Origin of the sequence: Haloferula sargassicola (genome assembly GCF_040362925.1) — a bacterium.
Lineage (GTDB): Bacteria > Verrucomicrobiota > Verrucomicrobiia > Verrucomicrobiales > Akkermansiaceae > Haloferula > Haloferula sargassicola.
This window is the reverse complement of sequence record NZ_BAABRI010000001.1, coordinates 272783-285770: the sequence shown is the minus strand read 5'-3', so window position 1 is coordinate 285770 and position 12988 is coordinate 272783. Positions and strand designations below refer to the sequence as shown.

The following is a 12988-nucleotide window of genomic DNA, read 5'->3' as shown; positions in this document are numbered from 1 at the left end:
ACAGACGACAGACTGGATTCAGAAGAGCCAGCCAAAGAGGAGACCTAGAGGTCCGCGTAGGGCGAGTGACTTGCGAAGCCCCTGGATCATGGCGGAGATTTCCCTCACTTCGGAGATGAGGACGCCGGCCTTGTTTTCGGCAAAGGTTCCGGCGCGTATTCCGATGTAGAGCTGGGTCCGAAGCTCGGCCGCCGATCCTTTGGCAATGGCAAGAAAGCGACGGAATTCCCGGTTGCTTTCGCGCTCCGAGCCCTCAGCGATGTTGGAGGGAATCGAGATGCAGCTCCGCGCCATTTGGTCGCGGAGCGCATACAGCTTGATCGGATCGATCAACGCCAGAACATCGACGGCAAGACGAGAAGACCGCTTCCAAACCTCAAGTTCTTCGAAGTTATGCATGACTTGTTTCTCCAAATCTCAAGTCTGGCGTCTTCCCGTCTGTCGTCTCACGCTTCAGCGTGCCGCTTTCTTCAGCGCGGCGACCTTGTTCGTTTCCTCCCACGGCAGGCCGGCATCTTCCTTGCCGAAGTGGCCGTAGTTGGTGGAGGCGGAGTAGATCGGCTTGAGGAGCTTGAGCTGGCTGACGATGTCGGCCGGCTTGAAGGAGAAGACTTTCAACACCGCTCCGAGGATCTTTTCGTCGGGGATGGTGCCCGTGCCGAAGGTATCGACGTGGACGCTGACCGGCCGCGGGTGACCGATCGCATACGCGAACTGGATCTCCACCTTCTTGGCGAGGCCGGCGGCGACGATGTTCTTCGCCACCCAGCGGCCCATGTAGGCGGCCGAGCGGTCGACCTTCGACGGGTCCTTGCCGGAGAAAGCACCGCCGCCGTGACGCCCCATGCCGCCATAGGTGTCGACAATGATCTTGCGGCCGGTGAGGCCGGAATCGCCCTGCGGTCCGCCGATGACGAAATTGCCGGTCGGGTTGATCAGGAACTCGGTGTCCGGGGTGAGCATGCTCTTGGGCAGCACCTTCTTGATCACCTTCTCGATGCAGAACTTTTCGATTTCCGAGTGCTTGGTGCCGGCGGCGTGCTGGGTGGAAATGACGACGTTGACGACGCGGGTCGGGACCCCATCGAGGTATTCCACGGAGACCTGCGTCTTGGCGTCCGGACGCAGCCACTTGACCTTGCCCTCCTTGCGGATGCGGGTCAGCTCGCGGCCCAGACGGTGGGCATACATCACCGGCGCCGGCATCAGCTCGGTGGTCTCATCGCAGGCATAGCCGAACATGATGCCCTGATCGCCGGCACCCTGCTCCTCGGTTTTCTTACCTTCAGCCCCCTTGGCGTCCACCCCTTGCGCGATGTCCGGCGACTGGGTGGTCAGGTAGTTGTTGATGAAAACGGTGTCGGCATGAAATACGTCGTCGTCGTTGGTGTAGCCGATGCCGCGGATCGCCTCACGGATCACGGTGTCGATGTTGACCACCTCGCCGATCGACTTGCGGCCGATCTTCGGGATCGTGATTTCACCGCCCACCACCACCACGTTCGACTTCACGAAGGTCTCGCAAGCCACACGTGACTTCGGATCGACCTTGAGGCAGGCGTCGAGAATCGCGTCGGAAATGGTGTCGCAGACTTTGTCCGGATGGCCTTCACCGACGGATTCGGAGGAAAAAATGTAGGAGCTCATGGGCGTTTCGTTTTTCGTATCGTCAAATCGCGATGCGTTGATGTATCCGCATGTCCATGCCGTCAATGCTGAAATCCCTGAAGCTCCTTGCCGATCCGACCCGGCTGCGAATCCTGCATTTGCTGGACCTGGAAGAGCTGAGTGTGGCCGACCTCCAGGAGCTGCTCGGCATGGGGCAGAGCCGCATTTCCACCCAGCTCTCCCAGCTGAAGGCGGGAGGACTGGTGGAGGATGAGCGCAGTGGAAAAAACAACATCTACCGCTCCTCGATGGTTCCCGGAGTCGCGACGCTGGCGCGGGATGCCGCCGGCGAGCTGCCCGAGACCTCGAAGGACCTCACCGCCCTGCGCCACCTCATGCGCAAGCGCCAAGACCGGGCCCGGCTGTATTTCGACCAATTGGCCGGACGCTTCGGGCGCGACTACGTGCCCGGGCGCTCATGGCGGGGTTTGGCGGAAGCCTTGCTGAAAGTCATGGCCGGCGGGGTGGTGGCCGACCTTGGAGCCGGCGAAGGCACCCTGTCGCAACTCCTGGCCCAGCGCGCCGAGCAGGTGATTGCGATCGACCTGTCGGAAAAGATGGTCGAGTTCGCCACCGGGCTGGCCGCCCAACACGGCATCCATAACATCGAATTCCGCGTCGGCGACATCGAAGCGCCGCCGCTTGAGCCCGCGTCGCTGGACCTGGCCGTGTTCAGCCAGGCGCTGCATCACGCGGCGCACCCGCAGCGGGCCATCGATGCGGCCCACGCCGCCCTCAAGCCGGGCGGCCGGCTGGTGATTCTCGACCTGCTGACGCACAACTTCGAGCAGGCGCGCGAGCTTTATGCCGACACCTGGCTGGGTTTCGGCGAGGGCGAGGTGGCGGCCATGCTGGAGCGCTGCGGTTTCACCGAAATCGAGACGGCGGTCGTCGACAAGGAGCCTGAACCGCCCTTCTTCCAAACCCTGCTGGCGGTTGCCCGGAAACGCTCCGCCCCCGCCTGAGCGGGCCGCTTTTTTACTGCGGAATCCCTGCCGGAACGTCCGCCGCGGCCTCGGCCACAAGGAGCTTCGCCACCATCCAGTCGAACCAGTAGACCACCACCTTGCGGTCGCCGACGTAGTCCTCCCCATGGGCTTCCTGGATGAGTCGACGGGCGGTGGCGAGGTCGCTGGCGGCCTCGCGGCCCTGTCCAAGACCCTTTTCCGCCATCGCCATCACGGCGTGGATCGAGGCCTCGCACGAACGCTTGAGCTCGGCGTCCTTGAGAGCCTCGCGCGCCTCGATGAGGGAGTTCATGCAGTCCCCGCTGCGCAGCAGATCGAGGCTCCGCGTCAGGCCGACCCATGAGGGCGGCGTCTGCGGAATGGCGAAGTCGATCTGCCGGACGACCTCCCTCAGCTTCCGGTGTTCCGGCGGCGAAATGGGGGCCAGCAGGCAGAACTTCAGCAGCCGCTCGGCCTCCACCGGCCCCTCGACCGGGAGGTAGGTATCGATGACCTCGGTGCGGTAGGCGCGGTAGTCCTCCGGTGCCAGCCATGCCAGCACCGAGCCGCTGGCGATGAGGTCCAGCCCCTGCATGATCTTGTTCGGGTCATCGAAGCGGTTGGCCTGGATCAGCAGTTGAAAACACGGCAGCGCCTGGTCATAGCGGCCGGCCTCGGCATGCCAGCCCGCCAGCGAGCGGAACACCGAAGCCGCCTCCATCGAGGGCCCGACCGAGGCCGGCGGCGCCCCGCGGTAGAGCCGGTCGGCCTCGTCGATCTTGCCCTGGTGGAGCAGAAAGGCGATGCGCGCGACCGTGGCCCGGCCGTCGGCCTCGATGCGCAGCCGCGTTTCCTCAGCCCGCGCGGCTTCGGCCACCTGCCGCAGGCGCGATTCCTGGGCGCTCGACTGCCGGGCCTTGTTATAGAGCGTGGTGGTGCCCGCCAACGCGGCGACCAGCAACAGCACGATGATCGACGACAGCGCCACCGCCATGCGGTTGCGGCGCACGAATTTCCGCATCAAATACAGGCGACTCGGCGGACGGGCGCTGATCGGCTGGTCGTGGAGAAAGCGTTCCAGTTCGACGGCCAGGTTGTTGACCGTCTGGTAGCGACGCGAGCGCGCTTTTTCCATCGCCCGCAGCACGATCCAATCGAGGTCCCCGCGCACGGCGTGAACCAGCTGCGCAGGATCGACCCCACGATCGTCGGCAATGGATTTCAACTCCTCCCGGTCGAGGCCGCGCAGCCGCTCCGAGGGCCGCAGGAAATCGGCGTCCTGCATGATTTCATGGAGCCGCGTGATGCTCACCGCTCCGGGCGGAGAGATCGGCGTCATCGAGGTCAGCAACTCGTAAAGCAGCACGCCGAGGCTGTAGACATCGCTCCGGGTGTCGATGTCGAGGCAGGCGAAGTCGAGCTGCTCCGGGCTGGCATACACCGGGGTGCCGAAAAACTGGTCGTGCGAGGTGAAGACGGTCTGTTTCGAAAGGCGCTGCGAGTCGGCCGCCTTGGCGATGCCGAAGTCGATGATCTTCGGGAAGGGCGTGTCGTCCGGCCGGTGCGTCACCAGCACGTTGGACGGCTTGATGTCGCGGTGGATGATGCCTTTCTGATGGGCGTGCTGGACCGCCTGGCAGACCTGGATGAAAAGGAGGATCCGCTCGGTGAGGCCCAAGCTACGATGGTCGCAGTAGTCGGTGATCTTCTCACCCTCGACCAGCTCCATCACGAGGTAGGGGCGCTCGCCCTCGGTCGAGCCGGCATCGAGCACCTTGGCGATGCCCGGGTGGTCCATCATCGCCAGCGCCTGCCGCTCGACCTCGAAGCGGGCCAGGATTTCCCGCGAGTCCATGCCGTGGCGGAGGATCTTCACCGCCACCCGGCGGCGCACCGGCTGGAACTGCTCGGCCTCGTAGATCAGACCGGTCGCGCCGGCCCCGATCCGCCGGACCAGGCGGTAGCCGCCGAGCCATTTGCCGGGGGCGTCCTCCCACGGCACGTCGTCGGCTGCCGGCGCTCCAGCCTGCCCTTGCTCATCGGCGAACTCCCGCGCCAGGCGCTGCTTGTGCTCGTTGGCCTCGGAAAAATACCGGCCGCTGCCGCCGGCGGAGCCGATGAGGGCCTCCATCTCGGCCCGCGCGGGGCCATCGGACGCATACACGCGGTCGAGAAAGCGCCGGCAGACCTCCGGGTCGTCGATCGAGAGCGCCATCTGATAGATGGCCGACTCCAGCGCGACATCCTCACCCGCGCCCGTCATGGGACCTGGCCGTGAAAATCCGCATGCTCGCCGATGAGCCGGTAGAGCCTGGCTTTCGCATACATCCACAGCCGCTCCACGGTGCGGGGCGACATCCCCTCGATGCGAGCGATCTCCGGAGTACTAAGGCCACCGTAGAACTTGAGGAGGACGACCCGCGCCGCTTCCGGGGAGGTTTTTTCCAGGCTCCCGAGGCACTCGTGGATCACGAGCACGTGGTCGTCGTCCTCGTGCCAGTGCTCCTCGTCGAACTCCCGCGGCGGCGTCCGCTTGGCCGCGAGCTTGGCGCGGGCGCGCTCGACCAGGATGCGGCGCATCGCCTGGGCGGCGGCACCGAAGAAGTGCGCCTCGTTGCGCCACTCGCCGGAGCCATCCATGCCCACCCGGATCCATACCTCGTGGACCAGGGCGGTCGGCTGCAGGGTGGGCATCGGCCCCCACTCGCGGGCCAGCTTTTGCGAGGCCAGCTTGCGGAGCTCTTCATAGACCAGAGGCAGAAGCTGCTCCGAGCTGAACATCGTGGTCGATTCGTCCATGGAAGTCATCCGATTGGACTCCATGTCCTAGCGGGCGCGCCCCCGGGCGTCAATCGGGCGGACGGTGCGACTTCCCGCGCTGCACCGAATCCGCGCCATCGTCCCCGCGCAGATCCGGCGGAGTGAAAAACCCGAAGTTTTTTGGCGGGATTTGCCGGGGCTTTTGCGCACTGCGGACAGGCGTGGCCGTCGAATCGACCGACAGCTCGCGCCGCCATGGAAAAACCCCTATGAAATCCCGTATTACCCAGACCCTGATCGGCATCGGAGCCGCCGCCGGCGTGTCCCAGGCCGCCACCCTCACCGATCTCGCCCACCGCTGGAGCTTCGACGATGCCAGCGACTCCGTCGGCGGTGCCACCGCCAACCTCAACGGCAGCGCTTCCATTTCCGGTGGCTCCCTCATGCTTCCAGGTGGCGGCACCCGGCTCAACTACGCCGATGTCGCCATCGGTTCGACGCTCGCCGGTGCTTCCAGCCTGACCGTCGAGACGTGGTTCACCACCGCGACCAACCAGGACTGGAGCAAGGTGTGGATGTTCGGCACGCCGGACGACGGTCCTTCCGACCCGAACGGCGACCCCGACTCCTACATCGACTTCACTCCGCGCCGCGGCAGTGCCGGCAACCCGCCCGGCACGACCTTCCGATCGCTCACCGTCAATGGAGGCAACGAAGTCGGCACCGACGATGCCACCGACGCCCCGGCGCTCAATCCCGGCAGCTTCCTTGCCACCGTCGTCTACGACTCGGACGCCGACCTGATTTCCCTCTACATCGATGGTGCGCTGGCCGACTCGGTGGCCTGGACCGGCCTGATTTCCGACTTGGGAACCACGACCGAAAACTACTTCGGGGCCGCCGTCGGCTACGGCGACGGCGACCTCAACGGCTCGATCGACGAACTCCGGATCTGGACCTCCGCGCTCAGCGACAGCGAGGTGGCGGCCAACGCCCTGGCCGGGCCCGGCACGATTGCGGTTCCCGAGCCGACGGTCGCCTGGCTGGCCTTCTCGGGCAGCCTGCTGCTGCTCCGCCGACGGCGTTGATTTTTCCCGGGTCGAAGTACAAGCCTGCGGTGGAGGTAGGTCTTCGCCGCAGGCGTTTTTTTCGCGAAAATGCCGGATCGATCGTCAGACGAGCAGGTACGCGAGGTCCTCGTGCTCGGTGGAGGCACCGCCGGGCTGCTAGCGGCCCTGACCCTGCGCTTGAAGCTCCCCAGCCTGGCCGTCCGGCTGGTCCGCTCGCCGGACCTCGGCGTGATCGGCGTGGGTGAAGGCACCACGCCCTCGTTTCCCACCCACCTGCACCAGTATCTCGGCATCCCGCTGGCGCGGTTTCATGAACTGGTCGAGCCGACGTGGAAGCTGGGGATCCGTTTCCTGTGGGGGCCGCGCAAGGAGTTCCACTACACCTTCGCCACCGAGTTTTCGATCGTCTACCCCGGCACCAGCCGGGCCGCCGTCTGCTATGCGGGGCCCGGGACCCGCTGGACCGGCGCCATTTCCGCCCTGATGCGGCGGGGCAAGGCCTGCTTCCGCGGCCCGGAGGGAAAACCCCGGCTGCACCCGGCGATCGCTTATCACGTGGAAAACCAGCGCCTGGTCGGCGGCCTCGAGCAGCTGGTCCGCGAGGCCGGCGTGGAAATCCTGGACGGAACGGTCGCCGGCGTCGCCACCGACGGCGACCGCGTCACCTCGCTGCGACTCGAGGACGGGCGCGACCTGCGGGCCGATCTCTATCTCGATGCCAGCGGCTTCCGCGCGGAATTGATCGGGAAGGCACTGGGCATCGACACGGTTTCGTTTTCCGACGCCCTGTGGTGCGACCGGGCGATCATCGGCGGCTGGCCGCGCACCGGCGAGGCGCTCGTCGCCCACACCACTGCGGAGACCATGAATGCCGGCTGGTGCTGGCAGATCGAGCATGAGCATTGGATCAACCGGGGCTATGTCTACAGCTCCGCCTGGCTCGACGACGACGCGGCGCGCGCCGAGTTCCTCGCGAAAAACCCGCAGGTCGATCCCGGGAGCCTGCGGGTGGTGAAGTTCTCCAGCTCCCGACGGAAGAGCCTGTGGGTGGGAAACGTGGTCGCGATCGGCAATGCCAGCGGCTTCGTCGAGCCACTCGAAGCCACCGCCATCCAGATCATCTGCCAGCAGGCGCGGACGCTGGCCGGCGCGCTGACCGACTCGCAGATGAGGAACAGCACTCCCGTGCGGGATCTCTACAACCGCTACAACCTTGAGCAGTGGGATGATGTCCGGGATTTCCTGGCGCTTCACTACCGCTTCAACTCCCGGCTCGACACGCCCTTCTGGCGGGCGGCCCGCCACGAAACCCCGCTTCATGGTTCCGAGGCCCTGGTGGATTTCTGGAAGGAATACGGTGGCGCGGGGTCGATCGGCGGCATTCTCACCAAGCCTGCCAGCTCCTTCGGGCTCGAGGGCCACTTCGCCCTGCTGTGGGGTCAGGACGTGCCGGTAAGGCACCCCTATGAACCGCCCGGGGCGGAGCGGGCGGCCTACTTGCGGCAGCTCGCCGACGATGACCGCCGCGCCCGGCAGGGGCTCACCCTGCGCGAGGCCTTCTCCCATCTTCGAACGCCCGTGGCCTGATCCGGGCCCGCTTTTTCCGCATCCAACCCAACCCATCCCATGAAACCCAAGACCATCCGACCCTGGAAACTCCCCCTCGCCGCGCTCGCCGGCGTGATCTCCACCCCGGCCTCCGGCCAGGAACTCGCCCACCGCTGGAGCTTCGACACGCTCGAGGACAGCGTGGGCACGGCCGACGCCGCCCTCGTCGGCACCGCCGCCCTCAGCGGCAGCGGCTCGCTCAATCTTCCCGGCGGCGGCACCCGCGCGAACTACGCGACGGTGCCGCTCGGCTCCACCCTCGCCGGGCTTTCCAGCATGACCGTCGAGGTGTGGTTCACGATGAATGCCCAGCAGGACTGGAGCAAGGCGTGGATGTTCGGCACGGCGAACGGCAGCGCCAACGCCTCGCCCTACATCGACTTCACCCCGCGGGCCGGCATCGCCGGCAACCCGCCCTCCGCCGGCTTCAAAGTGGCCGGGACCGATGCCGAGTCGAACACCCGCGCCGACCCGAACTCCGCCGCCCTCGCCACCGGCACGCCGATTCACGGCACCGTGGTCTTCGACTCGGAAAAGGACACCATTTCCCTCTACATCAACGGCGCTCTGGCCGACAGCGCGGACTGGAACGGCAAGATCTCCGACCTCGGCAACACGGTCGACAACTTCATCGGTGCCCCGGTCCAATACAACGATCCGGATTTCAACGGCACCATCAACGAACTGCGGATTTGGGACGGCGCGCTGACCCCGGCCCTGGTGTCCGCCAACGACGCGGCGGGCCCCGATGCCATCCCGGTCAACGACCCGAAAATGGTCGTGTCGAACGTCACCGCCTCCTCGCCCGGCGGGCCGGCCGCGGTGGACATCCCGATTTCCAACAGCGGCGGCAGCCAGACGCTGAGCATCAGCAACGTGGCGATCAGCGGGCTGGACACCGACTTCTTCACCCTGCCCGCCACCTTTCCGCAGGACATCGCGCCGGGCGGGTCCGCCCCCTTGTCGCTGGACTTCGATCCCGAGGGGCTCACCGGCGTGTTCGAGGTCGATGTGGAGATCACCAGCGATGACAACCTCGACCCGACCAAGACGATCCATTTGAAGGTCAGCGTTTCCGAACCGGACGCCGCCTACACGACGGAGCTCGGCACCGCCGCGAACACCGACGGGCCGCGTTCCTATGCGATCCAAATCACCAACAACGGCACCGCGGACCTGGAAATCTACGACGCTTTCCTCACGGAAACCGCCGCCGCGCCGCACTACTATCAGCGCTTCACCGTGGACCACGACTTCCTCGAGGAGTTCATCGTGATCCCTCCGGGTGAGTCGGGCTCGATCCCCATGACTTTCGACCCGTCCGGGCTGGGAGCCGGGGAAAAAACGGCCCTCGTGACCCTCGACACGAACGAATTCGACAACCTCTCGCCCGCGTTGGTGGTCAGCGTGGACGTCACCGGCACCATCGACGACGGCGCGACGGCGCTGGCCCACCGCTGGAGCTTCGACGACACGAGCGACAGCGTGGGTGCGGCCGACCTCGAACTCTTCGGCAATGCCAGCCTGGCCTCCGGCGCCCTCAACCTGCCCGGTGGCGGCACCCGGCTCGACTACGCCAACCTGCCCATCGGCGAAACCCTCGCCACCTCCAACAGCGTGTCGGTCGAGTCGTGGTTCACCATCGGCGCGGCCGAGGAAACCTGGCGCAAGGTGTGGATGTTCGGCTCCGGACAAGCCACCGAGTCCGGCTCGGTGTGGATGGACTTCACGCCCTATCCCGGCGATCCGGCCGGGGTGCCCTCGGTCACGATGAAATCCCCCGCCGACCGCGTCTCAACGCGCGACGGCGACAACCCGCCCGCATTGTCGGTCGGCGCCGAGCACCACCAGGTCGCCGTGTTCGACTCGGCGGCGGGCATGATTTTCCTGTATCTCGATGGGGCCCTGGCCGACAGCATCGCGTGGGCCGGCACGGTTCATGACATCGGCATCACCGACGACAACTACCTCGGAGCGCCGGTCTTCTTCGGTGACCTCGATTGGAACGGCAGCATCAACGAAATGCGCATCTGGAAGGGCTCCCTCAGCTCGACCGACGTGGCCGCGAGCTACGCCGGCGGCCCGGCCTCGGTGATCGAGCCCGGGGCCACGCCGCCCGAACCACTGAGGATCGGCAGCGTGATGATCGTCGATGGCAACCTGACCCTCTCCGCCACCGGCCTGCAGGCGGGCATGCAGTACCACTTGGAGACGGGCGTGACGCTCGACGACTTCGCTCCGCTCGCCGGCAGCACTTTCACCGCCGGCGATTCCGTCCCGCCGATCCCCGTCGCGGGTCCGAAGCGCTTCGCCCGCATCGTCGAAGGGCCCGAGCCCTGATGCGGGCATCGATCGGGATTGTCCGTCGTGGCCGGCGGCGCTTTGCTGCCTGCCATGCGGAGCCCCCGTCTTCTTCCCATCCTGCTTTTAGCGGCGTGTTCACCGCTCGTCGATGATGCGTCGCTTTCGCCGCCGCAGACCGCGGTCGTGCAGGCGGAGAAAAAACCGGCTGCACCCACGGTCGCGAGCGTCCCGATCACCCAGGCGGAACCGCCCGATGCCAGCCCGACCCACGAGCTGCGCTACCTGCGCACCCGCGTGGGCGATATTTCCCTTGAGGCCGTCGTGTTCGATGCCCGCCGCCACCGCCTGGTGGTGGCCGATCAAGCAGGCGGCCCGGCCAGCCGATGGTCGGATGCCCGCCAGGCCGGACAAGCGATGAACGGCCTCGCCGCGGTGAACGGCGGGTTTTTCACCCCCGAGGGAAAACCTCTCGGGCAACTGGTCGCCGCAGGCAAATCGACCGGCAGCGTGAACCGCTCCACCTCGCTGGGTGCCGGCTGGTTCGTGGAAAAAAACGGCCGTCCGTCGCTGGTCCGGCGCGGGTCTTTCCAAGGCGGCACCGAGGCCCTCCAGGCGGGCCCTTTTTTGGTCGAAAACAGCCTCCCGGTCGGTGGCCTGAGCGACAAGCCATCCTCGGCCCGCACCTTTCTCGCCACCGATGGCGGCTCCGGCTGGGTGATCGCCCGCAGCGGCGCCTGCTCACTGGCGCAGCTCGGCAAGGCGCTGGCGGGAACATCCATCGGCGGGGTGAAAATCCGCCGAGCCCTCAACCTCGACGGCGGTCGCTCGTCCGAGATCTGGGTCGCTTCAAGCGTTCCCGGCGGCCCCGCCTTCACCCGCCCGCTGTGGAACAAGCCCGTCAGAAATTTTCTGGTTTTGCGGGCGCGGTGACAAGATCGACAAAAAACCCTGTATTGACCCGCCACCGGATTCACTCTCTAGTCTTGGAGTGTTCACCCGGAATCCCTACCGAATCCGAGACATGCGTTTCCTCCACCTGGCTGTCCCCGCCATCCTCGCCGGAGCCCTGAGCTCCTGCGGCACCATGCAGTCCATCTCGTCCGCGACCAGCAACGGCGTCGACAAGCTGGGCAAATCGCTCGACTCGGGCTTCAACAAGGTCGCCTCCGTGGCCACCTCGCCCTTCAAGCCGGGCATCCCGGTCGTCGAGGCGCGGCCCGAGGATTTTGAAAAAGTCCAGACCGGCCACGATCAGGCGATCGCCTATCAGAACGCCCAGCGGCAGCGCCGGAGCAGCCTGTGGGGCCTCTTCTCCGGCCCGGCCGATTTTGAGGAGCCGGCCCTGCCGGAAATGAACGACGCCTCCTTCGACGGCGGACTTTTGCCTCCGGCCAATCCCTGATCCCGGCCGCGGCCGGACCGACCTGCGACCGCCCCGACCTCCGCCGGGGCGAAATTTTCTCGCACCCCACCCGGGCCTCCCCTAAGCCTCCCGCGCCATGCTGAAGGCCGGAATCGTAGGAATGCCCAACGTGGGGAAATCCACCCTGTTCAACGCGGTCACCCGCACCCGCAACGCGGAAGCCGCCAACTATCCATTCTGCACCATCGACCCGAATGTCGGCGTCGTGACCGTGCCCGATGAGCGCCTCGCCGTGCTCTCGAAGCTTTCCGGCTCGAAGAAGCTCGTGCCGACCGCCATCGAGTTCGTCGACATCGCCGGCCTGGTCGAGGGCGCCTCGGAGGGTGCCGGCCTCGGCAACAAGTTCCTCGCCAACATCCGCGAGACCGATGCCATCGTGCAGGTGGTCCGTTGTTTTGAAAACGACGACATCATCCACGAGCTTGGCTCGGTCGATCCGGTCCGCGACATCGAGATCATCAACGCCGAGCTGATCCTCGCCGACATTGCCGCGCTCGATAAGCGCCGGCAGTCGCGCGAAAAGAAGGCCAAGTCCGGCGACAAGGAATCGAAGGCCGAGGTCGAGCTGATCGACAAGCTCCTGCCCCACCTCAACGACGGCAAACCGGCCATCACGCTCGACTTGGAAGACGCCGAAAGGAAGCTGCTCAAGGACTTCTTCCTGCTTTCCTCGAAGCGCACCATCTACGCCTGCAACGTCAACGAAGGCGAGCTCGCCGAGGCCCAGAAGAACCCCGACAGCCACCCGCTGGTCGCCAAGGTGCGCGCCTATGCGGCCGAGGCCCATGGTGCCGAGGCGGTCGTCATTTCCGCCAACATCGAGGAGGAGCTGATCGATCTGGAGCCCGAGGAAGCCGCCGAATTCCTGGCGGACATGGGCGTGTCGGACTCCGGCGTTTCCTCGCTGATCAAGGCCGTCTATCACCTGCTCGGCCTGCGCACCTACCTCACCACCGGCGTCCAGGAAACCCGCGCCTGGACGATCCACGAGGGCGACAAGGCCCCCGCCGCCGCCGGGGTGATCCACACCGACTTCGAGCGCGGCTTCATCGCCGCGGAAGTCGTCCACTACGACGACCTCACCACCCTCGGCTCCAAGGCCGCCGCGCGCGACGCCGGCAAGCTGCGGATCGAGGGCAAGGAATACGTCGTCAAGGACGGCGACGTGATCGAGTTCCGCTTCAACGTCTGATCCCCGGATCGGGGCG

At 66.1% G+C, this 12988-nt stretch carries 11 protein-coding genes; 7 read left to right on the top strand and 4 right to left on the bottom strand.

Features of this window, described 5'->3' with window-relative positions; genetic code table 11:
- Positions 1-18: 18 nt before the first annotated feature.
- The gene (locus ABXH26_RS01205; RefSeq protein ID WP_353565196.1) at positions 19-399 is read right to left on the bottom strand and encodes a four helix bundle protein; all 381 of its coding nucleotides are present in this window, start codon (positions 397-399) and stop codon (positions 19-21) included.
- 54 nt (positions 400-453) lie between these two features.
- Positions 454-1647 carry a methionine adenosyltransferase gene (metK, locus tag ABXH26_RS01200; protein ID WP_353565195.1) on the bottom strand — a complete coding sequence of 398 codons (1194 nt, stop codon included), beginning with the start codon at positions 1645-1647 and terminating at the stop codon, positions 454-456.
- Between the two features lie 50 nt (positions 1648-1697).
- On the opposite strand from metK, the gene ABXH26_RS01195 reads away from it, so the two are divergent.
- Complete coding sequence (locus ABXH26_RS01195) at positions 1698-2633, top strand: ArsR/SmtB family transcription factor (protein ID WP_353565194.1); 936 nt, start codon at positions 1698-1700, stop codon at positions 2631-2633.
- Positions 2634-2646: 13 nt separating this feature from the next.
- On the opposite strand, the gene ABXH26_RS01190 is transcribed toward ABXH26_RS01195, so the two are convergent.
- Together ABXH26_RS01190 and ABXH26_RS01185 are read right to left on the bottom strand one after the other, a co-directional pair.
- Positions 2647-4878 carry a serine/threonine protein kinase gene (locus tag ABXH26_RS01190; RefSeq protein ID WP_353565193.1) on the bottom strand — a complete coding sequence of 744 codons (2232 nt, stop codon included), beginning with the start codon at positions 4876-4878 and terminating at the stop codon, positions 2647-2649.
- Complete coding sequence (locus tag ABXH26_RS01185; protein ID WP_353565192.1) at positions 4875-5414, bottom strand: ECF-type sigma factor; 540 nt, start codon at positions 5412-5414, stop codon at positions 4875-4877. The genes ABXH26_RS01190 and ABXH26_RS01185 overlap by 4 nt, the downstream gene beginning before the upstream one ends.
- Positions 5415-5644: 230 nt before the next feature.
- Between ABXH26_RS01185 and ABXH26_RS01180 the strand changes: the two genes are divergently transcribed.
- The 6 genes from ABXH26_RS01180 to ychF all read left to right on the top strand — a co-directional run bounded on the left by ABXH26_RS01180 (position 5645) and on the right by ychF (position 12972).
- The gene (locus tag ABXH26_RS01180) at positions 5645-6463 is read left to right on the top strand and encodes a LamG-like jellyroll fold domain-containing protein (RefSeq protein ID WP_353565191.1); all 819 of its coding nucleotides are present in this window, start codon (positions 5645-5647) and stop codon (positions 6461-6463) included.
- A gap of 69 nt (positions 6464-6532) precedes the next feature.
- Positions 6533-8032 carry a tryptophan 7-halogenase gene (locus ABXH26_RS01175; RefSeq protein ID WP_353565190.1) on the top strand — a complete coding sequence of 500 codons (1500 nt, stop codon included), beginning with the start codon at positions 6533-6535 and terminating at the stop codon, positions 8030-8032.
- 39 nt (positions 8033-8071) lie between these two features.
- Complete coding sequence (locus tag ABXH26_RS01170) at positions 8072-10393, top strand: LamG-like jellyroll fold domain-containing protein (protein ID WP_353565189.1); 2322 nt, start codon at positions 8072-8074, stop codon at positions 10391-10393.
- A 54-nt stretch (positions 10394-10447) separates the two neighbouring features.
- Positions 10448-11287, top strand: coding sequence for a phosphodiester glycosidase family protein (locus tag ABXH26_RS01165; RefSeq protein ID WP_353565188.1), 840 nt, complete (start codon positions 10448-10450; stop codon positions 11285-11287).
- Positions 11288-11378: 91 nt separating this feature from the next.
- The gene (locus tag ABXH26_RS01160; RefSeq protein WP_353565187.1) at positions 11379-11759 is read left to right on the top strand and encodes a hypothetical protein; all 381 of its coding nucleotides are present in this window, start codon (positions 11379-11381) and stop codon (positions 11757-11759) included.
- Positions 11760-11856: 97 nt separating this feature from the next.
- Positions 11857-12972 (top strand): redox-regulated ATPase YchF, encoded by a 1116-nt coding sequence (gene ychF / locus ABXH26_RS01155; RefSeq protein ID WP_353565186.1) that lies wholly within the window; start codon positions 11857-11859, stop codon positions 12970-12972.
- Positions 12973-12988 lie beyond the last annotated feature (16 nt).

What these genes read in the sequence shown, in the direction of transcription:
- ABXH26_RS01205 (WP_353565196.1), bottom strand. Translation starts at nt 399, where the DNA reads ATGCATAACTTCGAAGAACTTGAGGTTTGGAAGCGGTCTTCTCGTCTT.
- metK (WP_353565195.1), bottom strand. Translation starts at nt 1,647, where the DNA reads ATGAGCTCCTACATTTTTTCCTCCGAATCCGTCGGTGAAGGCCATCCG.
- ABXH26_RS01195 (WP_353565194.1), top strand. Translation starts at nt 1,698, where the DNA reads ATGTCCATGCCGTCAATGCTGAAATCCCTGAAGCTCCTTGCCGATCCG.
- ABXH26_RS01190 (WP_353565193.1), bottom strand. Translation starts at nt 4,878, where the DNA reads ATGACGGGCGCGGGTGAGGATGTCGCGCTGGAGTCGGCCATCTATCAG.
- ABXH26_RS01185 (WP_353565192.1), bottom strand. Translation starts at nt 5,414, where the DNA reads ATGGACGAATCGACCACGATGTTCAGCTCGGAGCAGCTTCTGCCTCTG.
- ABXH26_RS01180 (WP_353565191.1), top strand. Translation starts at nt 5,645, where the DNA reads ATGAAATCCCGTATTACCCAGACCCTGATCGGCATCGGAGCCGCCGCC.
- ABXH26_RS01175 (WP_353565190.1), top strand. Translation starts at nt 6,533, where the DNA reads ATGCCGGATCGATCGTCAGACGAGCAGGTACGCGAGGTCCTCGTGCTC.
- ABXH26_RS01170 (WP_353565189.1), top strand. Translation starts at nt 8,072, where the DNA reads ATGAAACCCAAGACCATCCGACCCTGGAAACTCCCCCTCGCCGCGCTC.
- ABXH26_RS01165 (WP_353565188.1), top strand. Translation starts at nt 10,448, where the DNA reads ATGCGGAGCCCCCGTCTTCTTCCCATCCTGCTTTTAGCGGCGTGTTCA.
- ABXH26_RS01160 (WP_353565187.1), top strand. Translation starts at nt 11,379, where the DNA reads ATGCGTTTCCTCCACCTGGCTGTCCCCGCCATCCTCGCCGGAGCCCTG.
- ychF (WP_353565186.1), top strand. Translation starts at nt 11,857, where the DNA reads ATGCTGAAGGCCGGAATCGTAGGAATGCCCAACGTGGGGAAATCCACC.